This is a genomic window from Thermoleptolyngbya sp. C42_A2020_037, from assembly GCF_015272455.1.
In the GTDB taxonomy this organism is placed as follows: domain Bacteria; phylum Cyanobacteriota; class Cyanobacteriia; order Elainellales; family Elainellaceae; genus Thermoleptolyngbya.
Genome location: NZ_JACYLP010000019.1, coordinates 41,882 through 63,951, shown reverse-complemented (window position 1 = coordinate 63,951; position 22,070 = coordinate 41,882). Strand labels below are relative to the sequence as shown.

Sequence of the window (22,070 nt, the reverse complement as noted above, 5' to 3'; positions counted from 1 at the left end):
AGCTGTTTTTTCTCTGCCTTTACTAGAGCTTTATTGGAAGTTCAGAAAACTACGGAAGCACTGTTAAGGTGCCATAAAGATAGATATTTTCACTAGCGTAATTGCCACAAGCCAATGAATTATGAGGATATTCAGAGGTGGAGTGAGAGTTTCCGGATGACTTGGATGAGGTTTGGTTGGAGTTAGTCTCCTGAGCATCTACAGGTGAGCTTTATGGGCTTTAGACAAGCTCTAGCAGACTCGAAAGGGTGCGTCTCGTGCTTGATGCCTGGTTTCTGAGGAATAGATGCCCTCTGAAAGCAGGTGACTATGCGCTTAGCGGACACTTAGGAGCGGGACGGTTTCTAGTCAGAACTTCGGTCTTTGTAGAAGGTGTTTTTATGTCTCTAGCTTCCCAAGACTATTACGAGGAAATAGATTTTCAGAAGTATTGGAACGTGTTGAAACGGCGTTGGCTGCCAGCGACTACCGTGTTCCTAACGCTGACTGTGCTGTCTACAGCGATCGCGCTCCGTCAAAAACCTTCCTACGAGGCCGAGACCTTGCTTCAGGTCCGGTCGAGCGCCGCCTCAAGGCTGACAGGCGTGGGCGAAGGGCTGGGCGAATTGGAAAGGTTGACCTTACAGAGCAACCCGGTCGATAGTCAGGCGCAAATTATCCAGTCTGCTCCCATCGTTTCTGAGGTCATTCAGTCGCTCGACCTCCGAGACGAAAACGGGAACCCGATGCTGGTCAAAGACGTGGTTAGCAAATTGACTGCCCGATCAATCCCAGCAACCGACCTGTTGCGAGTCACCTATGCTTCTGACGACCCTGAACAGGCCGCAGCCGTGATTAACCGCTTGGTCGAGGTTTATACCAAGAACAACGTTCTGGTGAACCGTGCCGAGGCAGCCGCCGCTCGAGAATTTATCGCCAAAGAGCTACCCAAAACTGAAGCTGCTGTAAGGGCTGCCGACTCTGACCTGCGTCGCTTCAAAGAAGAGAATGGTGTGGTACTACTGGAAAGCGAGGCGCAGGAAGCTGTCAATATCATCTCCAAGCTTGAAGATCAGGTGACCCAGGCGCGGGCTGAACTCTCTGACACTTCTGCGCGTCTTGCCCAGTTGCAGGGGCGCGTCGGCGCAGACCCCCGCCGAGCAACCGTGATTGCTGCTCTAAGCCAGTCTGCCGGTGTCCAGGAAGCACTGACTCAGTTGCAGGCGGCTCAGCAAGAATTGGCTGTTGAGCGGACTCGCTACACCGAAGACCACCCGGCGATCGCCAACCTCCAGCGCCGGGTTCAATCCCTGGAAGAGCTATTAAGGAATCGAGCCGTCAGTGTTGCTCGATCCGACTGGAACAACATCCGGAGTGATCTACAGGCTGGAGCGCTCCAGCAAGATCTGATTGGTGAATTGGTCAGACTGGAAGTGCAGCGCCAAGGGATTGTACTCCGCCTACAAACTCTGGCACAAGCCAGCAGCGCTTATCGGCAACGGGCAGGCTCGCTGCCTCGGCTAGAACAGCAGCAGCGAGAGCTAGAGCGCCGCCTCAACGCAGCCCAGACGACCTATGAAGCCCTGTTGGTCAGGCTTCAAGAAATCCAGGTCGCAGAGAACCAGAATGTCGGCAATGTCCGTGTTGTGTCATCTGCTACAGTGCCTGACGAGCCACTTCCCTCCAAGAAGAAGCTTTTCCTGGTTGCTGGCGCGCTCTCAGGAATGCTCTTAGGAGTTGCGACGGCCTTTGGCATCGACCTGTTTGATCGCTCAATCAAGACCGTGAAGGAGGCAAGAGAAGCCCTTGGCTACACGTTACTGGGCGTGATTCCTGCTTTTTCTAGGTCTGGAAAGTCTCATTCAGCCCTTGGTGCCCTGGATCAACCAGCACCCCGCATTGTGGTTCGGGACATGCCCCAGTCTCCCATTGCTGCGTCTTATCAAATGCTGCAAGCCAATCTCAAGTTCCTGAGTTCTGACAAAGCAGTGCGATCGTTCGTTATTACCAGTTCAGTGGCTCAAGAAGGCAAGTCTGAAGTCGCAGCCAATCTGGCAGCAACGCTGGCTCAGCTCGGCCGAAAGGTACTTTTGGTGGATGCTGATCTCCGCCGACCCGCGCAGCATCACACCTGGAACTTGGTCAATGCTGCTGGCTTGAGCAACCTTCTGATTGATCAAGTCTCCAGCGAGTCAGTGATTCAGGAGGTCATGCCGAACTTCTATGTCCTGCCTAGCGGTGTTGTGCCTCCGAACCCAGTTGCGCTGCTGGACTCCAAGCGGATGGCCGCCTTGGTTGATGATTTCCTCAAGGAGTATGATTTCGTTCTCTTCGACACGCCTCCTCTTGCAGGCATCGCCGATGCGGCAGTTCTTGGGAAAATGACTGATGGCATGGTTCTAGTTGTTCGCCCAGGGGTAGTAGATTCATCTCGTGCGCTTGCCGCAAGAGAGTTTCTGAAGCAGTCTGGCCAGCAAGTTTTGGGTATGGTACTTAACTGCGTTGATGTTCGCAACGAGCCTGATAGCTACTTCTACTATGCAGGCAGCCAGTACCGCTTCAACGATCCTTCCACCCCTCTAGCCAAAGCTGCTCAGTTTGCTGCCAGTGCTGGATCTTCCTCTGAAAAGTCTCAATAAAGCTGAAAGATCATCCATCTTACCCAATCCTACTGAGATGGATGCTCCTTTAAATTCCGTCAGCCAGTCGCCTGGTTGCCTGTACCTATAGAATTCACATCGGGAGTGACTGGAGAAATGGAGTACCATATTGTCCTTAGTAGGACTAACCGGGAAAAAACTAGCGAAGAGATAAGGCTCGGTAAGCGCCCATTAGACTACATTACCCTGCTTCAGGCAAAACTGGATGCACCCATACATCAGCCCAACATAGAAGTGAGCAGTGCAGACAGAATGCGCTCAAAGTTCTTGGCAGGGCGCCCCGAAAACTGGGCCTTGGCTAGGCATCTTGTAAAGCGGTTCAACTCTAATGATGTCGTGTTCTGCAACGCGGAACAATCATCCATTCCTTTTGCTGCCTACTCTGCAGCTGAGAAAGATCGCCCTAGGCTCGTCTCATTATTTCAGAACTTCGATCGCCCACGGAATCGATTCACTGCAAGGTGGCTGAGAATTGCTCAGTCTACAGATATCTTTGTGGTGGGTTCTAAATTCCAGGAAGACTTGGTTTGTAGAGATCTTAATCTTCCAAAGTCTAGAGTTTTGCATCTGCCACAATTCGTGGATACAAATTTTTTCACCCCAGGACTCCCTTCTCCAGGTAAAAGACGCCCCGTTATCGCTAGTGCAGGCTTGGAAAACCGAGACTATCGCTTGGTTGCTGCTGCAACAAAGGACATGGATCTGGATGTCAAGATTTGTGACACCTCTCGGTTTGCAAAGCGCCTGAGGAAGTCGTTCCCAGACGTAGTGCCAGCCAACATGGAATTTCGATACTACGAGATGAGGGAACTGGTTCAACTTTATCGAGATGCAGATATTTTTGTAATGAGTGTGTTTGAAAGTGATTATCATGCTGGCTCCACCTCGCTGATTGAGGCGATGGCCTGCAAGCGCCCCATCATTGCAACTGCAACGAAAGGGTTGTCATCTTATCTTGATCCAGATGCAATTCTCACGGTTCGCCCTGGCGATGTTGAAGGCTTGCGGAGCGCAATATCCTACTTACTCAACAATCCAGATGAAGCCAAGAAACGAGCTGAGCGAGCCTATCAAATTGTAACGGAGCGTCATTCTTTGGAAGTCTATGCAAACACAATTGCTGCCTGCATGAGGAAACTTGGAGGGGGCGATCGCCCTGACGAAAGTATCCTCACCAAGTCAGCAAAACAGCCTGCAAGCTTGGCATAGACAGTATTAGCAGATATCGGAGAATATCACGGACGATATCAGAAGATACCGCTCAGCAGAAACTCAACGCAGAACCGGACGCAAGACCTCTACTGGATGTAAATAGCACGAACATGAGTCATAAACGTAAGCTACTCAGCAACTCGGCCTCAATGCTCGTCAATCGAGTCGTACAGAGTGTGGCGACTTTTGTGCTATCTGCATCCATTTCGCGATTTTTGGGCGCAGATGAACTAGGAAGATATCTGCTGGCCTTCAGCTTTTACTACATTTTTGTTGGCATAGCATCGCATGGGCTGAAAAACCTGATGATCCGGATGATTGCTCAAGGAGCAGAATCCACCAGAAACGAGTCATTTTATTTACTAAACTGCACGATTCTCCAGCTAGTCATTAGCATCTTGGGCTATATTTGCCTGCTTGCAATTGTCACCATCCTTCCATACGAGCCTGAAACGAAACTAGCCTGTTACATCATTGGTGCTGCAGTCATCCCCTTTTCTCTTTCCAATATGACTGAGGCATTCTTTCAGTCCCAAGAACGAATGCATTTGATTGCTACTGCGAATGTACCTGTCTACATTTCTCGTATCTTCGCGATGATTGCGGCAATGCAGCAAGGCTACGGGATAAGCACAATTGCTTTGCTGTTTGTGATCTCAGAAACGTTGATTTTTCTAATTCAATGGGTTCTGCTGACGCGAGAGATGCAGCTAGAGTGGAAGCTTGACCCAAGCTTTATGGTTGAAAAGTTCAAATCTGCCGCCGGCTTCTTCGCTATTGACAGTTTAGGAATCGTTAATGCAAGGCTTGAGTTTCTGATTCTATCCTTGGCCGGGAACGAACTTCTAGTCGGGCTGTATGGTGGCATCATTCAGTTAATGCAGCCTTTTTTGATTATGACAGACAGCTTAATGCAGGCAGCCTACCCAAGCATGGTTAAGTCAGTTCAGGAAGGAGCCGGTAGACAACGCAAAATTGCTCAGAGTATGATTGGAATTCTCCTATCGATTGCACTGCCAATCTGCATCGGATTCTTCTTCTTTGGAGGAGATTTACTGCAGTTCGTCTACGGTGACGAGCGATTCCGAGATGCAGCTGCAGTTCTGACTGCCTATTCCTTGTCAAAGGTTCTGGCATCCTTCAACCGACCATTTGGATTTGTCTTGATGGCAAACGGATTGGAGAGAACTAATGTACGCGAGGGTTTCGTGACAATGGCGATAAAAGCCTTGTCTGGGTTTTTCCTAGTGCCGATGTATCAGCTTGCTGGGGCAGTCTCGGTTACTTTATTGGTCGGCATTTCGACATTCTTGCAATTTTTGTTTGCGATTCGTCGTTTGTTCTCAATCAATTTTCTGGAGGTTCTATACTACCCAGCTTTGACGTGTGCCCTGATGCTTCCTATTTTTGTGGGTCTTCAAAGGCTCGATCCAGGCTTCATGATTGTTCTAGCCATATCCACTCTAACTTACCTTTTTATCGTCGGATTGCTTGCTGTCTACGCGATGGGAGGGCCAAGGTACGTTTGGTCTAAAGTAGCAGACCGCAATTCTAACTAGCTGTTCTGGCGTGGCCTTTTTATGGACTGGTTTTTCTTATTCTTAATTATCTCTTTGTGAAGGAGCATGTGCTGTGAAGGGGCTATGGCGATTCCTTGAGATCATATTTGTTATCGCTTACCTCATTCTTTATGCTGGTGGCATCCTCGCACTTCTTATATCGGGAGGCTTTAGCGAGGGTGATGGAGGTTCTTTGATGGATTTCGATTTTGCCCTGATACGACAGCTACTCCTTGTGAATTATGGAATTTCTTTCCTGCTTTTACTACGGCGATGGAAGTACGTAGTCTCTCATCTATTGAGGTATCCATTCATTCTGATCATTATAGGATTGGTGCTATGTTCAGTTTTATGGTCTGCTCAGCCTAACCTCACGCAGACAAGGGCGATCGCGCTTCTTGGTACTACGCTATTTGGAGTCTATTTTGGAACTCGATTCAGCCCGAAAGAGCAACTTGATATATTAGCTATTACATTCAGCGTCATTCTGCTTCTAAGCCTCGTTTTTGTGATTGCTCTTCCTCAATATGGCAAAATGAGTGGCATTCATGCTGGCGCATGGCGCGGCATCTTTATTCATAAAAATCCATTTGGGCAACTGATGGTGTTAAGCTCTCTCATTTTTCTCTCGCTTTCTTTGAGAAGAGGGCAAAGTTCCTGGAAGGCAATGTTAGGACTTACAATATCTGTATTTATGATTGTGATGTCAGCATCTAGTTCATCACTGATTAACTTTGTCACTTTATTCTTAGTCTTTGCAGTTCTAAAAGTTACGCTTTGGCCAGATCGAGTCATGATTCCAGTAATCTCTGCACTTGCCGCTTTTGGCTGTTTTGCCTCAATTTTTCTAGTGGATATACTGGAGTTAGTGGTTGGCTCAGTAGGTAAAGACTTAACGCTAACAGGGCGCACAGATATTTGGCCAATTGTGATCCGTCAAGGCTTACAAAGGCCCATTCTAGGCTATGGATACAGTGGATTTTGGGGAGATTGGAACAGCCCCGGTGCAGCAGTTTGGAAAGACTACGGTTGGCTTGCGCCGAATGCTCACAATGGATTTATCGATCTCTGGATTCAGCTTGGATTTGTCGGTGCTGCTATTTTTATCCTTGGATTTTTGCAGATGTTTATACGCAGCCTTCAACTATCTAAGCAGTCAGATCCGTCTTTGTATTCGTGGTCGGTAATTTATTTGATTTTCACCTGCCTGATTAACTCTACAGAGTCATCTCTGATGGTTAATAACAGCCTAAACTGGGTTCTCTTTGTTTCTCTGGGTATTTCCTTGCAGCTACAAAAATCGCGCTTGCGACAACCTAAGGACTCCATAAAGATTTCTGCCGATAATCTAGCGCATTCTACCGAGTGATGAGATATCTAGTAGATTTTGTTTGGAGAATCTTGGCATGAAAGTTTTAATGTTGGGTGAAGGACTTGCTAGGAGAGGCGGCATTGTTTCGGTTCAACAGTTGATCCTAGAACAGACCGATCCGTCGGTAGAAATTGAACACATTGCAACTTTGGTTGACGGCTCTCCGCTAGATAAAATTCGAGCATTTCTTAAAGCACTATTGAACTTGTCGAGGGAGTTGCTCTTTGGAAGTGTTGACTTGGTTCATATCCATGTTTCTGAAAGAGGCAGTGCATTTCGGCAAGCCATTACTACATTGATTTCTAAGTTGTTTGGCAAGCCTGTCGTGATGCATACTCATGGCTCAGAATTTCATGAATTTTATAGCCATTTACCTGCTTTTGTGAAAGCTGCTCTGAGTTGGGTCTATCGAAAATGCGATCGCTTCATTGTCCTTTCTGAAAGCTGGAAGGAATTTTATATAGATGCACTAAAGCTGAGACAAGAGCGGGTGACTGTGCTGCCCAACGCAGTCAAAATTCCAGATCAGATTCCTCAAAGAGGACAGACAGAAAGTAGTCAGATTCTCTTCGTGTTTTTTGGACGAATTGGCCATCGAAAGGGAGCGTTTGATCTGGTTAAAGCACTATCACTACTCCCTAGAGAATATCATTCCCAGGTACGGCTAGTAATGGCTGGCGATGGTGAATTAGAGCGTTTAGAAGAGCTAGTTCAAGATTTTGAACTCCAAGATGTTGTCTCTATTATGAGTTGGATTAGTCCAGCCCAACGGGAAGCTCTGTCGCGAGAAGCCAGCGTTTTTATACTGCCCTCCTATAACGAGGGCTTGCCGATGGCACTGCTGGAGGCGATGAGTTGGGGTCTGGCTGTCATTACAACTCCTGTAGGTGGCATTCCAAGTGTGATTCAACATAAGAGAAACGGTCTTTTGGTTGATCCGGGTGATGCCTATCAAATTGCAGACTCGATCAAGTTGTTAATAGACGACTGCAATCTAAGGCATGAGTTAGGTAGGGCAGCATACACAAGCGTTTTACCCTTTGGCTCTAATAAGTATTGGCAATCGCTGACTCATGTTTATACTTCCACGCTGTTTGAATCATAGGTTTTGCTCATTGAAGATGTGTTTTGGTGGCAAGTTTCTGAAAGGCACTTTATAGTTTTTATACTAGTTTTCTGCCAGTTCTGACTTAGTTAAACCTGTCGAATTGACCAATTCGGAGATGCAATGAGAGTTGATATCTGTGGCGTTGGAGTTGATGATTACTCCTTTGACGAAGTGGTGAATCGGATTGTGCATCACGCCCTCACATCCACAACACCGGAATATGTGGTGACTCCAAACGCACACCACATTATGATGTTGCAGCACGATCGCCTATTTCGAGAGATTTATCATCATTCGTTTCTTTCAGTTCCAGATGGTGTCCCGCTGCTTTGGGCTGCTCACTTCTTGGGAACACCGCTTAATGGGCGCGTCAATGGAACCGATCTGTTTGAAGAACTATGCGCGGTTGCTGCACAAAAGGGACTTAGAGTTTTCTTGCTGGGAGGTCGTCCCGGTGCCGCAGATCGTGCCAAGGCAGTGTTGCAAGCGCGTCATCCTTCTTTAGACATTGTGGGTACACACTGCCCGCCGTACGGATTTGAGCGTGATCCTGATGAACTCGCGCTGATCCAGTCGAAAGTGCGTGCTGGTGCTCCCCATTTACTCTTCGTAGGTTTGGGAGCACCCAAGCAGGAAAAGTGGATGTACGCCCATTACAAGGCGCTGGGGGTGCCCATTTCTTTAGGGATCGGCGTGAGTTTTGAACTGGTAGCAGATATGGTCAGACGTGCCCCGGTGCCTATGCAAAAGCTGGGTATGGAATGGCTATTTCGGTTGCTAATGGAGCCAAAGCGTTTGTGGCAGCGTTATATTCTCGGCAACCCATATTTTGTTTGGCTTGTGTTGCGGCAGCGGTTAGGGATTTCGTCGTTTCGCTTGGAGTAAGTCCCTATGTATCAAGTTAAGACTTTATCTCGTCGGGATTGCCTTCTGTTTGGGCTAGGAACCGTTGTAGGTATAGGCCTGCATTCTGCGAAAGAAGCGATGTCTCAGTCACTTCTCATGTCAGAACTTTCCCGATCAAGGTCGGTAACTCCTGAAATGGCGATCGCCCTCGAATCCGAAACACAGTCGCTCAAGCAGCGGGCTGCTGCCAAGGGATTGTTCTTTGGGGCAGCAGCACGTCATCGGGATCTACTCAGCAGTCAGTCGTTGGCAAATTCTTATGTCCGCGAGTGCAGTGTTCTGGTTCCTGAATGGGAACTGAAATGGGCCGCTGGAGATCTACCGCTGCGCCCCAACCTAGATCGGTTTGACTTTACTCGAAGTGACGGGATGCTCAGTTTTGCCAGAGCAAACGGGCTAAGTCTGCGCGGACATGCCCTAGTCTGGCACTTGTCTAACCCGAGATGGCTGAGGGAAACCCTGAACCCAAGCAACGCTGAGCAATTGCTGACTTCTCATATCCGCACAGTAGCAGCACATTTTGCAGGCCAGATTCATTCCTGGGATGTGGTGAATGAAGCAATTGAAGTTCCTGATGGACGCTCCGATGGGCTGAGGAATAGTTTGTGGCTAGAGTCTTTGGGGGAAGCCTATATTGACTTGGCATTTCGGCTTACTGCTCAGGTAGACTCCCGTGCGCTTCGGGTCTACAACGACTACGGATTGCAGTATGCCACGTCGAGTCATGAGTCAAAGCGTAAAGCGGCGCTAAAGCTAATGGAACGGCTGGTAGCAAGCGGAACGCCTGTGCAAGCTTTTGGAATTCAGTCACATCTACGGGCAGGCGAAACCCGCTTTGATGCTGAGCGATTGAGACGGTTTTTGAAGGATCTGGCCGACCTAGGACTAAAAATCCTGATCACTGAGTTGGACGTGAGCGATCAGAATGTTCCGGCCAATCTGTCGGTTCGCGATCGTCTCGTGGCCGATGCCTATCGGGAATATCTAGATGTTGTGCTGGACGAGCCTGCTGTCATTGGTGTAGTGACTTGGGGGCTGAGCGATCGCCATACGTGGCTCTCTGGCGATAAGCCCCGCGAAGACGGGTTACCTGTGCGTCCCCTGCCGCTAGACGAAAACCTAGAGCGCAAGCCTGCATGGTGGGCGATCGCCCAAGCCTTTGATAACGCTCCCCTTCGCTAGATCCTGCCCGCTACTAGCGAGGTATCTCGCAGCGAGGCACTTCATAGTTACTTCATAGCTACACTTCATAGCTATCGGTGACGAACATAGCTATCGGTGACGAATATACTCGTATACACCCAAGTAGGCCGCGCCTGGATCTTTCCACGAGTAATCGTAGGCCATGCCTTGCAGCACCAGTTTCTCAAACTCTTCGGGATAGTAGCGCCATAGCCCGATCGCCCGATCCATCGCCGACTCTAGCGCCTGAAAATCGGTATGTTGAAAGACATAGCCATTGCGCTTTTTGGGTGGATGGTTTTCGTCGTAGTCGTGGTCAAACACTGTGTTGACCAGTCCGCCTACGCCCCGCACAATGGGCACTGTGCCATACTTCAGTCCAATCATCTGCGTCAGCCCGCAGGGTTCAAAGTTGCTGGGCACCACGATCATGTCTGCCCCAGCATAGATCAGATGGGAGAGTTCTTCGTTAAAGCCAAGCTCTAGGTGAGCATCTGGGTTGCTGTAAAGAAAGTTCTTTTCGTGCCAGAACCAGTCGTTGATACCGCGCTCGGTGGCAGACCCCAGCAGCACGAATTGCGCCCCTCTCAGCAGTGCATGATAAATCGCATGGTGAACTAGATGCACGCCCTTTTGCTCATCTAGCCGACCGATATAGCAAATGAGGGGCTTTTCGGGATCATGGCGCAGACCCAGGCGATCGCGCAGTGCTTTTTTATTTTTAACCTTGTTCTCCAGCGTTTCGGCGGTATATTTCGCCGGAATGTATTTGTCAATTTCGGGGTTCCAAATGTCGTAATCTACCCCGTTGAGGATGCCACTGAACTTATAGCTGTGGGTGTGCAGCGTGTGCCCCAGGCCATAGCCCTCGCTGCCATAGTGGGCTTCCCAGGCATGGTGAGGCGAAACCGTGTTGACGTGATTGGCGTAGACGATGCCACCCTTCATAAAGTTGAGGACGAAAGGATTGAAGTTATCTTGCAGGCGATCGTACTGAAAGTAATAGGCCTCGTTGTTCAGTCCCGTCGCCCAGAGGATATCTACGCCGCCGATGCCTTGGTGCTTAAAGTTGTGGATAGTGAACAGCACGCGCTGATTGGCCATGCCGTGCCACTTGTAAATCTCGTACAGCAAAACTGGCACAAGCCCAGTCTGCCAATCGTGACAGTGAATCACGTCGGGGCGCTTGTTGGTGCGGAGCAGAAATTCCAGCGCTGCCTTGCTAAAGAAAGCAAAGCGCATGTTGTCATCTGATGCGCCGTAGTAAATACCCCGGTTGAAAAAATTATCCTGGGATTTGGGCTGAATGAAGAAGCAGAGACGACCATGCACCCAGCCGCAAAACACGTCGCACTTAATCGCTGCGCCATACCAGGGCACCGACAAATCTCGATAGGCCTCGTGCAGCCCCCAGATGTGGTCGTACCTCATGCAGTCATACATGGGCAGGATGATTTCGACCGTGTTGCCGCGAATCTCTAGCTCTCGGCTCAGCCCATAGACCACATCGCCCAGCCCCCCGGCTTTGATCACTGGTGCACACTCAGAGGCAACTTGCACAATATACATGGACGGCTCCTTGCTGAAGGGAAACTGGCTAATGGCTACGTTGGAAGCTGGGTTGGAAGGCCCTTAGACATGCTCTGAGAAACATTCTAAAAAGCACTTTAAAAGCACTTTCAGAAGAGACAAATCAAGAGAGTGCAGTTTAGCTGGCGCTTCACATGCAATGCTTCACAAAAGTATAAAACCATATTTTGGGGGACTCGTGGGTAGTCTGGAGCGATCGCCCTCAAGAGATCTTCTCAAAGCCAGACTCGACCGTCAGCCTGACTTCTCTTTTTGAGCAGAGTCCCGCCAGAAACCCTTTGATCGCTTTTGTGACCAAGACTTTTGTAATGCAGGGTGTAATGCAAGGCCGATGCGGTCAGACGCACGCTCGCCCATCAGGAATGAAGCGGAGGAGAAAAACTCCAGACGAGCAGCAGCAGCCCAAACAGATCGGCATTCATGTTGGGTAAAGCGCGACGGGACGAGCGGGGACAGGCCGCCCGTTCCAAATCTTGCTCAGCGGCATGGGCTAGCTCAGTGGCCACACGGGCAGCATAGGGGCGAATAAACGACCAAATCAGCGGCGACAGCCAGCCCTTGAGCGTCACAGAGTAGGAGACTCGTGTGCCGCAGAGCGTAGACTCGACGCGATAGGTGACTCGCTCCTCTATCCCTGGCAGCGCCAGAATACGAACGCTCAGCAGCTCACGGGGCGACACCCGCTCGACAAAAATCCGAATCGGAATCGGCAAAAACAGGCGCGAAACTGCCTGATAAATCAGCCCTGGCTTGGGGATGAGTCCTTTGGGGACGTTGGTGCGGGCGATTAGCGGATGCCAGGAAACATCAGCCAGGTTAATGACTCGCTGCCAGAGGGCATCTACCGAAGCAGAGCTAATGGCCTGATAGGTTTCCACGAGGGGCTGCACCCATTCTTCCGCGCCACGGCGTGAATGCCGACCCCAAAAATCCAACATTTTTCGTCTCCTCGAACACCGAGTCGTTGGTCAAATCAAACTAATTTTCGGACTAAATCTTGACCTCATTTGGGGGCTTGCTTCGCGATCAGCCAGCCTCTTAAAGATCTAAGGATTCAATGAAACTCCGACTTTAACTGCCATTTTTAGTTTTATACCAGGGTTTACCCATAGCTTTATGTAGTCCTGATCCATTCTAAAGGTCTGCTTTTCGTTTCGTTTGTTAAGCCTGGTTTACAAAGAAGGTGAGAGAGAATTCTGGTAGGCTGCAACCAGCCAGAAACGGGACTCAAGGCAGCGCTATGAGGAAAAATGGGGCGTTGGCTAGGGCAGGAGATTGTCGCTGGCTGTAGCTGGCCAGTAACCCGTGAGCAGCCTACCCGTAGCCCACCAGCGCTAGAGTAAAAAGGTGATCAACTTTAGAAATTTTTAGAAATAGCAATGCAGCAGGCTAAGCGGAAAGGCACGCAGGGGGCAGGTCAGCGGAACCTTTGGTTAGAGATTCGACGGCTGGTTGTCGGATGGCTGGTCATCGGATGCTGGATGGGGGCGATCGCGCTGCTGCCGCAAGGGGCGATCGCCGGGCCCGTTGATCCCTATGTCGCAAGATTTCTATATGCCTCCGAGCCAGTGGAGTTGCCGCTCGATGCAGATACGACCCAGCCGTTTTCGGCGATTGACCTAACCGCAGGCAAGCGCCTGTTTGAAGAAAACTGCAAAAACTGCCACGTCGGTGGTTCGACCCTGCCCAACCCGACTGTGCCGCTGTCGCTATCAGCGCTAAAAGGCGCAACCCCGCCCCGCGATACCATCAACAGCCTGGTGGCATTTCTGCGATCCCCTACAACCTACGACGGCTCCGAAGAAGCGCTGGAGTGTCGTCGCGTTTCCGAGGACTGGATGAACCAGGCGCAGGTCGAAAAGCTATCGGCCTTCATTCTGCGATCGGCCCAGAAAGCACCTGGCTGGGGCACGGCTGATTTCTAAACGTTAGCCCAGGTTTTAACTAACCAAGCCGAATGCCTGACAGAAATGGGCAACTAGAGATGAGCTTGTCGATACACACCATCACTACTCATCAAACGAGTATGCATCAAACGAGCATGGAGGGATTCGAACCCCCGACCCTCAGAACCGGAATCTGATGCTCTATCCACTGAGCTACATGCCCTCGGCTTCCTAGCGAACTCTTAAAGCGAACTCTTAAGCAGACTCTTGGAGTAGTAAACTTTAGAGCGATCGCCAATCACCACTCAGAGAGTATAGCACTTTAAACCTGGAACTGGAGACATGCCCTACAAGCTGCTGTTTGTTTGCCTTGGCAACATCTGTCGATCGCCCTCTGCGGAAAACATTATGAACCTGCTGATCCGACAAAACGGGCTAGACGGGCAGATTATTTGCGACTCGGCGGGTACGGGCGCATGGCACGTCGGCAACCCGCCCGATCGCCGCATGAACGCCGCTGCTCAGGCGAAGTTGGGCATTACGCTAGAGGGAACCGCCCGCCAGTTTCATCCCGACGATTTTGAGGAGTTTGACCTGATCCTGGCAATGGACAAAGAGAATTACGAAAATATTCTGCGCCTCGACCGCAGCGGGCAATATCGCCACAAGGTGAAGCTAATGTGCGACTATTGCCAAACCTATGGCGATCGCGAAGTGCCCGACCCCTATTACGGCGGGACGGAGGGGTTTAACTATGTGATTGACCTGCTGATGGATGCCTGTAGTGGATTACTGGCAGAGTTGAAGGCGAGTGGGGCGATCGCCTGATAAGGGGGGTAGTTTGCGACTATCCCATCGCTCGCCTTCTGTAGTGTCGAATGCGACAAGCTAGACCCAGCGTGACTTGCTTCATCACTTCGTAGAGCAATGTGATGACAATAGTAAAAATCAGGATAATGAGAAGCGATCGCTCGGTTGTCAAGTTGTTTGCTAAAGTCGCCAGTATGCTCTGAGGACGAGTCAGCAGATCCCAAGTGTTGAACCGATCGAAGCGCCCCAGATAAATGCCTACCGCGCTAAGTCCATGCAGCAGCAGCGTTGTCCACACAACTGCCCAGCGATGTCCCCGCTGCCGCAGCCACCGCTCGACACTCAGCAGCGACAGCACGTAAGATTCAAACCCCATCAAAATAAACAGGAGATATTGAGGAATCAGCACCAGGGTTACAACCCAAAGGGGATGGTTGTTCTGGATGGCCCTTATGAGATGAATAATATCTGTCAGCACGTAGGGCGCATTGGGCAAAAAGCCGACAAATGCAGCCACTCCCAGCCCCCAAAGTAGAGAAACATGTCTAGAGGAGCGAAATAGCCACCCACTTAGTCCCAGAGGAATTAGCGCCAAGAATAAATTCCAGCCCATCCAGCGGGTGCTGCCTTGGAACACACTAGCACCGTGGGTCAAAAAGTCTATAAGGTTGATTTCCAAGGATTCCATGCGAGCGATCTGCCAGGACGAAACGCATACCTCTGTGATCCTGCTTGCCTCTGAGTGACACCTCTGAGTGACACCTCTGAGTGACACCTCTGAGTGACACCTCTGAGCGATATCACCGAGCAATACCACTAAGCAATACTACAATACTACAGTGGCAGTCCAGATAATTCCGCAGTCATCTGGGCCGGCCGGGTGAGGCGCTCCGCAGGGTGCTTATTCTGGCTGAAGCGGCAGCGTGACGGTGAATTGCACCTGTCCGTCAGCACAGTCTAGCTCCAGCGTCCCTTGCAGACACATCACCAGCTTTTTCACCAGCGCCAGCCCCAGCCCCGTGCCGCCATATTTCCAGGGGTCGTTGTTGGGAATGCGGTAGAACTTTTCAAAAATGCGATCGCGCTCAATGAGCGGGATTTCCGTGCCAGTATTAGTGACGCGAATCTGAAAGATTGGGGCACTAGGGTAAGCGAGTGTTTCGTTCTTCGTTCTTCGTTCTTCGTTCTTCCTGCTTCCCTCTTCCTGCTCCTCCTGCGCTTGCCCCCCGTCCTCCAGATTCTTTACCTCAATCCAGATTTCGCCCCCCGCAGGGGTGTACTTACAGGCATTGGTCAGCAATTCTGTAACCACACGCTCTAGTTTGGCCAGGTCGGTAATCAGGGGTGGGAGGTTGGCTGCGTCTAGGCGAATTTGCAGGGATTGCTGGTGATTGCGGGCGCGTTCCTCAAACGGGCGCAGCAGCGGAATCAGCCAGCCTGCTAGGTTAATGCTGCTGAGATGCAGCGCATCTGCGCCCGCGTCGAGCCGCGACAGGTCAAGCAGGTCGTTGATCAAGTTGATTTCGCGCTGCGACTCTTCCCGCAGAATTTTGAAGTAGCGGTTGACCCGGTTTGGCTCTAGCTCGGTGGTGCTGTCCAAAATGCCCGCCTGCCGGAGGATTAGCTCCAGCATTTGAATGGCCATTTTGATGTTGGACATGGGCGTTCGCAGCTCGTGGGAAACGGTGCTGAGGAAGTCGTCTTTGAGCTGGTTGAGCTTTTCTAGTTCTCGCACCTGAGCTTGGGCAGCTTGAAACAGCCGGGCCTGGCGGAGGGCGATCGCACACTGGTTGGCCACCTGCTGCGCCATCCGCAAGTCCTGTTCGCCAAAGGCATAGAAGGCGTGGTTGATCATCCACAAGTCGCCCAGCACGCCCTGGTCGTCCATAATGGGCGTTGCCAGCATGGACACGCGCCCGCGCACCGGGTTGGGCACAAGAGAACAGAATTGTAGACTCTGCCCGTTGAGCAATGGGCCGTAGATCTCTGGGAAGGCTGCTAGATCAGCGGTGCGTCCTTGGTAAGGCGAGACGGTGGTGGTGTATTCATAGCGGACGGTGGAAGTGCCCTCTTCCAGGTCATAGAGGGCGGCATTGCAGCAGCTAATCTCGGTGGCGATCGCCAATTCCTGCACTGCCGTTTGCAAAATCTGATCTTCGTCGAGGCTGTCGCGCACCTTGTCGGTAATGCGTTTGAGCGTCGCTTCAAAGTTCGACGCTAGCCGCAGTTCGGCCGTGCGGGCCTGAATCTGCCGCTCTAGATCAACATTTAGGCGCTGCACCTGCTGATAGAGTTCCGATTGGGCAATGGCCAGGTCTAACTGGCCCGCAAGTTGGGTAATCAGGTCAGTTTCCCACTTCTGCCAGGTGCGATCGCTCAAACACTGATGCACCACCAGCCAGCCCCACAGCGTATCCTGCTGCATCATCGGCACGACCAGCATGGCGCGAACGCCCAGCCGTCGCAAAACGCTGCGAGAATGCTCTGAAAGCGATTCCGCCTCCAGGTTATCCAGGCTGTAGACCCAGCCCGCGCTGCTAGTCGGGCGATCGGCAATCGGGAAGATGCTCTCTGGCGGTGGATGCCCGGCAATCGGTGGACACCCTTCGGCGATCGCATCTACGATGATGCTGCCGGTGCCATTTTCAAACAACCGGTAGATCAGCACTCGATCTGCCTGAAAGATTTGCAAAACTTGATCTACCGCTGTATTCAGGATGTCTTTCAAATCCAAAGACTGGCTCAGCATCCGGGCAAAGTGGGTGGCTTGTTTGGAAACCAGCGCCATCTGCTGCTCGACCAGGGACGTTGGCTGGGCGGTAGAGTCTGTTTGCTTTTGGTGGGTAATATCAGTCAAAAGGCCCAACCGCTGCCAGGGCAGTCCATCGGGCGTGCGAGACAACAGGCGATCGCGCGATCGCAGCCAGCGCCACTCGCCGTTGCTCTGCCGCAGGCGAAATTCCACCTCATGCTCATCGCTCGACTCGCCCAACATCTGAGCCAGATACGTCTGCACCCGTGGCCAGTCCCCTGAATGAACCCGTGCAGAGAGGGCGGCGATACTAGGCGACTGTAGTCCCTCCAGGCAATCCCCCAGCACTGCCGCCATCTGATCGTCGTTGATCAGTCTGAGGCGGTGCGCCACCCGGTCATAGACATAAACCAGGTCAGAAATCAGCGTGAGCAGCGGCTGAATGAGCGGCGGCAGCGCATCTGAGAAATCCGCCAGGCTGCTAGCTTTCAGGCTGCTAGCTTCCAGGCTGCTAATTTCCAGGCTGTCAAACTTGAGCAGGAGTTGAGCGATCGCGGACGATGAGGCAGCGGAACCATCGATCGGTGGCACAGGAGAAGAGTGCGATCGCGCATGACTGTTGCTCAAGTGGGAACCGCCTGACAAAGATTCGGGCCCGGTGCTGTGTCTATTCTCGCAGTTCCGTTCAGAATTCTCCGCCGACTGACGAGAAGATGCCGGAGCAGGGCGCTCGAAAAGGGGCGCATTGTCCGACTGCGGTTCCTCCGAGTTAGATTGGGGCGGGGTCTTTTTCGACCGAGATTTTAGGCTCATGGGCGGGCTTCCTGACAAGCAATGTGGCTTGCCGCTGATCAAGACACCGAATTTGCCTAATCCATCGAACCAAAACGAACACAAGGGCATGAGGGGTTCAACAGTCTCCCACGACACATCCCCAATCTGCCCTACGGCAGGCGTTGTCTCTGCGCTCAGTCATTCTTGCAGCTAATCTCTCAATTAACTTTTGTGATAGGCACCTAGGCTGTGAACCCCTGAGGCAAGATGGGCGATCGCCCTTTTAGGTTTTGCTTCGGAAAGTTAGGTTACTTCACGGCTCCAAACGGATGGCTTTGCACCTGATTCAACTCGTGTACAAACTCAAGCGAGTGTTTTTAAGATGCCCACAATCTGGGACGGTCTCACGGTTGGTTCAAAATTCTTGAACTGCTTAAATTCCCTAAGTTGCGAATCTGTAGCGCACCCGATGCCCCAAAAAATCACCAGGATAAACCCCAGAAAAAAACAGAAGGTGCATAGACTTAGGCCTGGCTAAAATTCAAACCCGGCTAAACTCTCCTCCAGACTAAAAATCAAACCTTGGGCACTTTTGCGGTCGTAAATTCGTCTGGCAGAACCAAGCTCTAATAGTCCGGTTCTGCGAGTCAAGTTTTCTCAATTTTTTTTCTCAAATCTTCATGTATCAATTTTCAGACTCAGCGTTGGCCCAAATGTTGATCCAAACTCAGCAGGCCGCGACTTCCGCAATAATTGGTCACCTCATTTTTCACGTTTCCACCTATGCTCCTTAAACCGAGAAGATTTTGCAAAATCTGCGAATTTTCTCTCAAATAAGCCCTTTCCGAAATCGTAGTACCATAAGCTGTATTGCTTATGAGTAAACCGTTGTAGAGCTTGGCGATCGCCCCTCACGTCTCGCCCCCCTCGTCTATTAATCGATATCATCCCCGGCATCATTCACCCCCCGATTACCTGCTCCAAATCACCTGTAAGAAATCCTGTAAAACAAAGGTCACACCGCTATGGAATCCCTCGCCTATCTCCACACTGCCCTCCTCTACGAAAGCACCGAGCCAGCGCCCGAATTGCGCGACCTGAGCGAGCTATTGCCCTCGCCCACCAGCGCAGCGTGGCTCTCGGCGCAGGTCTTGGCAGCGGCTCTGGTCGTCAGCACGGCGGGGTCTGCGATGGCCGCCACGGGCACTGTGCAGACCAATGGCAACCCGCTGAACGTCCGCAGCACACCGGGCGGCCCTGTGGTCAGCAGCTTGCCCAACGGCGCACGGGTTGAGCTAACGGGTCGCCGCAGCGGCAACTATCTGGAGTTGGCCAACGGCACCTGGGTTTCCGCTGACTGGGTTGCGGTGGGCAATACCAGCCCGACCCAGCCCCCCAGCGGTACCGACCGAGCAGTGGGCTTTGTGAATACTTCGGGAGAGCCGCTGAATGTCCGCAGTGCGCCTGGCGGAGCAATTGTAGGCACGCTGCCCAACGGCACGCGAGTCGAACTGACGGGTCGTTCCAGCAACGGCTTTTTGGAACGCACCAATAGCACCTGGGTCGATGGCCGCTACATTACCTACAGCCAGCCGCCCGTCACGACTCCTCCACCCAGCCCCAACCCGAATCCTGGCGTGGGCGCGGGCAGCAGCACTGCCTTTGTGCGAACCAACGGTAGCCCGCTGAATGTGCGAAATGCCCCCGGCGGTGCAGTCATCGGGTCGATTGCCAATGGTAGCCGGGTGGAACTGACGGGCCGCCGCAGCGGCGAATGGGTCGAGCGCACCAACGGCACCTGGATTTCGAGCAATTGGATTACGACCAACCCGGGGACTACGCCCCAACCCCCCACGCCGCAGCCGCCGATTGGGGGTGACCGGAGCACCAAGTTTGTCGCAACCAACGGCAGCCCGCTAAATGTCCGCAATGCGCCCGGTGGCACTATTATTGGGGCGATCGCCAACGGCAGTCGGGTCGAACTGACGGGTCGCCGCAGCGGCGAATGGGTCGAGCGCACCAATGGCACCTGGGTATCCGATAACTGGCTGGTCAACGACCCCTCTGGGAATGTGGGCGGCGATATTTCCTTTGGGCGAGTCCGCACCAACGGCAGCCCGCTGAATGTCCGCAGTAGCCCTGGCGGGCCGGTCGTAGGCACGATTCCTAATGGCAGTCGGGTGGCGCTGACGGGGCGACGCAGCGGTAGCTGGGTGCAGCTAGAGCGGTTTGGCGAGTGGGTGTCGGGCGATTGGATTGTGATGGAATAGCCTCGATTAATTTTGGATTTTAGATTGGCGATTTTAGATTGCCAGTCTAAAACCAGTCGCAAAAATCCAGTTGCAAAATTAGTGCTAGGCGGCGCAGATCCACTCGACGGCGGCGGCCAGATTTTCGGCCACGTAGTCGGGCTGGGTCTGGTGCTGGTAGGCTCCCGATAGGACGCGATCGCCATAGCCCGTTTGCACCAGGATGCCTTTGCACCCAGCGTTGTGCGCCAGATCTACGTCCGTCGCCTTGTCGCCCACCATAAAGCTGCGGCGAATGTCCAGATTATGCTCCCAGGCGGCGGCGACGAGCATTCCCGTGTTGGGCTTGCGCCAAGTCGTCCAGCGGGCAAATTCTGCCACCGTGCCGCCTTCGGGCGGGCTGAGGTCAGGGCAATAGTAAATCGCGTCGAGCCATGCGCCCGCTTCTTCATGCAGCAGGCGGCAGAGGCGCTGGTGCAAGTTATCAACGTGCGATCGCGGATAGTAGCCCCGCGCCGGGCCCGACTGGTTGGACACTAGACAGCAGAACAGACCGCGATCGTTCAGCCGCCGCACCGCCTGCGCCACGCCAGGAATCAAGTTCAGGTTTTCCAGTTCGTAAATGTAGCCTGCTTCGATATTCAGCACGCCGTCGCGGTCGAGAAACACGGCCGGGCGACTGTTTTGCAGATCGGGCTGGGGGTTCTGCTGCGAATTCTGCTGTGGGTTTTGCTGTGAATTCTGATTCAAGTTCATGGCGCTTGCTCCCCGTTGCTAAAGTCCCCATGCTACAGGCCCCAAAACCGAATGCGATCGCCCAGCCAGCCCGTTTCCCTGAGCCGCAGGACGGTCTGATTTACCCGCTGCCGCAGGCTTTGATAGCGATGTCCCCTCGGCATGGCGATCGCCAGCGGCTCGCCCGACAGCCGCTCTGGTAAGACCTGGTAATTGGGGTTGCCCTGGGCCCAGCCGATGAGAACGCTGGCATCAGCGGCAAAGGCGGCGACCTGACCAGATTCCATCAGCGTCAGCGCGTCCTGGTAAGATCTCACGCCGACGAGCTGCGCCTGGGGCAAGCGCGATCGCACGACGGCGATGGTGCTGGAATTGGCAAGAACGGCGATCGCCCGACGGCGCAGGTGAGCGGTGCGCTGAATCGTGCTGTCGCGGGTAATCATCGCCGTTCCGTCCAAGTAGTAGGTTTCGCTAAAATCCACCAGCCGCGCCCGCGAAGCCGTCAGCGTCATGCGGGCGATGACGACATCCACCTCATCCGCCAGCAGCGCCGCTAGCCGCTCTTGATTGCTCACGGGGCGCAGTTCCACCGCGTCTGGGCGACCCAGCAGCTCGACAGCAAGCTGCCGCGCCAGGTCGATTTCCAGCCCTTGCAGCGTACCCGACGAGTCCTGAAAGCCCAGCGGCGGCAGGTTGTCTTTCACCGCCACAATCAGGTAGCCGCGCCGCCGAATCGTGTCTAGGTCTGCCGCATGAACGGACGGGGGCACAGCACCCTGCACCCCCGCCCAGATTCCTAAGATCAAACTCGCAACTCGCAGCCTGATCAAGCGCCTACCTAGCCCTTTGCCTTGCTTGCCACTTCGATCACTTTGCCAAAGCCTGTGGGATCGAGAATCGCCATCTGCGCCAGCATCTTGCGGTTGATCTCGATGTTGGCTTTGTGCAGGCTGCCGATGAGCTGGCTATAGCTCATGCCGTGCTGACGGGCGGCGGCGTTGATGCGGGTGATCCAGAGGCGGCGAAAATCGCGCTTCCGCTTGCGGCGATCGCGATAGGCGTTCCGCAGCGCCTTCATCACCTGCTGGTTTGCAGTGCGAAACAGGGTGGAGTGCGACCCCCGGAAGCCCTTGGCGAGCTTCAAAATCTTTTTCCGACGCTTGCGCGCCACGTTTCCGCGTTTTACACGAGTCATAAGTTCAGTCCCTACACTTGGTTAAAAGTTGAGTCGGTCATCGGGCAGTCGCAGGCGGTAGGTAATGCCAGGCCATGCGCCCAACCCTTTGAAAAGCAGCA

Annotated in this window: 17 protein-coding genes and 1 tRNA gene; 10 read left to right on the top strand and 8 right to left on the bottom strand. The window is 52.6% G+C overall.

The window, feature by feature from the left end:
* The first annotated feature begins 380 nt into the window (after positions 1–380).
* The 7 genes from IGS16_RS05880 (at position 381) to IGS16_RS05850 (ending at position 9,978) form a co-directional block, all read left to right on the top strand.
* Positions 381–2,618: a polysaccharide biosynthesis tyrosine autokinase gene (locus tag IGS16_RS05880; RefSeq protein WP_297084150.1), complete on the top strand. Its 2,238-nt coding sequence runs from the start codon at positions 381–383 to the stop codon at positions 2,616–2,618.
* Between the two features lie 117 nt (positions 2,619–2,735).
* Complete coding sequence (locus IGS16_RS05875; RefSeq protein WP_297084148.1) at positions 2,736–3,848, top strand: glycosyltransferase family 4 protein; 1,113 nt, start codon at positions 2,736–2,738, stop codon at positions 3,846–3,848.
* A gap of 113 nt (positions 3,849–3,961) precedes the next feature.
* Positions 3,962–5,410 carry an oligosaccharide flippase family protein gene (locus IGS16_RS05870; protein ID WP_297084146.1) on the top strand — a complete coding sequence of 483 codons (1,449 nt, stop codon included), beginning with the start codon at positions 3,962–3,964 and terminating at the stop codon, positions 5,408–5,410.
* Positions 5,411–5,483: 73 nt separating this feature from the next.
* Complete coding sequence (locus tag IGS16_RS05865; protein WP_297084144.1) at positions 5,484–6,779, top strand: O-antigen ligase; 1,296 nt, start codon at positions 5,484–5,486, stop codon at positions 6,777–6,779.
* A gap of 37 nt (positions 6,780–6,816) precedes the next feature.
* Positions 6,817–7,887 carry a glycosyltransferase family 4 protein gene (locus IGS16_RS05860; RefSeq protein WP_297084142.1) on the top strand — a complete coding sequence of 357 codons (1,071 nt, stop codon included), beginning with the start codon at positions 6,817–6,819 and terminating at the stop codon, positions 7,885–7,887.
* Between the two features lie 123 nt (positions 7,888–8,010).
* The gene (locus IGS16_RS05855; RefSeq protein ID WP_297084140.1) at positions 8,011–8,775 is read left to right on the top strand and encodes a WecB/TagA/CpsF family glycosyltransferase; all 765 of its coding nucleotides are present in this window, start codon (positions 8,011–8,013) and stop codon (positions 8,773–8,775) included.
* 117 nt (positions 8,776–8,892) lie between these two features.
* Positions 8,893–9,978, top strand: a complete 1,086-nt coding sequence (locus tag IGS16_RS05850; protein ID WP_297084138.1) for an endo-1,4-beta-xylanase — start codon at positions 8,893–8,895, stop codon at positions 9,976–9,978.
* Positions 9,979–10,068: 90 nt separating this feature from the next.
* On the opposite strand, the gene glgA is transcribed toward IGS16_RS05850, so the two are convergent.
* Positions 10,069–11,547, bottom strand: a complete 1,479-nt coding sequence (gene glgA, locus IGS16_RS05845) for a glycogen synthase GlgA (RefSeq protein WP_297084137.1) — start codon at positions 11,545–11,547, stop codon at positions 10,069–10,071.
* A gap of 377 nt (positions 11,548–11,924) precedes the next feature.
* The gene (locus tag IGS16_RS05840) at positions 11,925–12,506 is read right to left on the bottom strand and encodes an SRPBCC family protein (RefSeq protein WP_297084135.1); all 582 of its coding nucleotides are present in this window, start codon (positions 12,504–12,506) and stop codon (positions 11,925–11,927) included.
* 543 nt (positions 12,507–13,049) lie between these two features.
* Here IGS16_RS05840 and psbV2 point away from each other — a divergent pair.
* Complete coding sequence (gene psbV2, locus IGS16_RS05835) at positions 13,050–13,493, top strand: photosystem II cytochrome PsbV2 (RefSeq protein ID WP_367185735.1); 444 nt, start codon at positions 13,050–13,052, stop codon at positions 13,491–13,493.
* A 111-nt stretch (positions 13,494–13,604) separates the two neighbouring features.
* On the opposite strand, the gene IGS16_RS05830 is transcribed toward psbV2, so the two are convergent.
* Positions 13,605–13,677, bottom strand: a tRNA-Arg gene (locus IGS16_RS05830).
* Between the two features lie 119 nt (positions 13,678–13,796).
* Here IGS16_RS05830 and IGS16_RS05825 point away from each other — a divergent pair.
* A complete protein-coding gene (locus IGS16_RS05825) occupies positions 13,797–14,282 on the top strand; it encodes a low molecular weight protein-tyrosine-phosphatase (RefSeq protein WP_297084131.1) in 486 nt (161 codons plus the stop codon).
* Between the two features lie 19 nt (positions 14,283–14,301).
* Here IGS16_RS05825 and IGS16_RS05820 read toward each other — a convergent pair whose 3' ends face one another.
* Both IGS16_RS05820 and IGS16_RS05815 read right to left on the bottom strand, forming a co-directional pair.
* The gene (locus IGS16_RS05820) at positions 14,302–14,952 is read right to left on the bottom strand and encodes a DUF1361 domain-containing protein (protein ID WP_297084129.1); all 651 of its coding nucleotides are present in this window, start codon (positions 14,950–14,952) and stop codon (positions 14,302–14,304) included.
* Between the two features lie 213 nt (positions 14,953–15,165).
* Positions 15,166–17,829, bottom strand: coding sequence for a GAF domain-containing protein (locus IGS16_RS05815; RefSeq protein ID WP_297084127.1), 2,664 nt, complete (start codon positions 17,827–17,829; stop codon positions 15,166–15,168).
* Between the two features lie 986 nt (positions 17,830–18,815).
* Between IGS16_RS05815 and IGS16_RS05810 the strand changes: the two genes are divergently transcribed.
* Positions 18,816–20,060 (top strand): SH3 domain-containing protein, encoded by a 1,245-nt coding sequence (locus tag IGS16_RS05810; RefSeq protein ID WP_297084125.1) that lies wholly within the window; start codon positions 18,816–18,818, stop codon positions 20,058–20,060.
* Between the two features lie 84 nt (positions 20,061–20,144).
* Here the strand turns inward: IGS16_RS05810 and IGS16_RS05805 are convergent, their stop codons facing one another.
* The 3 genes from IGS16_RS05805 to rplT all read right to left on the bottom strand — a co-directional run bounded on the left by IGS16_RS05805 (position 20,145) and on the right by rplT (position 21,969).
* Positions 20,145–20,795: an HAD family hydrolase gene (locus IGS16_RS05805; protein ID WP_297084123.1), complete on the bottom strand. Its 651-nt coding sequence runs from the start codon at positions 20,793–20,795 to the stop codon at positions 20,145–20,147.
* A 32-nt stretch (positions 20,796–20,827) separates the two neighbouring features.
* Entirely contained in the window at positions 20,828–21,544 is a 717-nt protein-coding gene (locus IGS16_RS05800; RefSeq protein ID WP_297084122.1) for a transporter substrate-binding domain-containing protein, read from the bottom strand.
* Positions 21,545–21,612: 68 nt separating this feature from the next.
* Positions 21,613–21,969, bottom strand: a complete 357-nt coding sequence (gene rplT, locus IGS16_RS05795; protein ID WP_297084120.1) for a 50S ribosomal protein L20 — start codon at positions 21,967–21,969, stop codon at positions 21,613–21,615.
* Positions 21,970–22,070 lie beyond the last annotated feature (101 nt).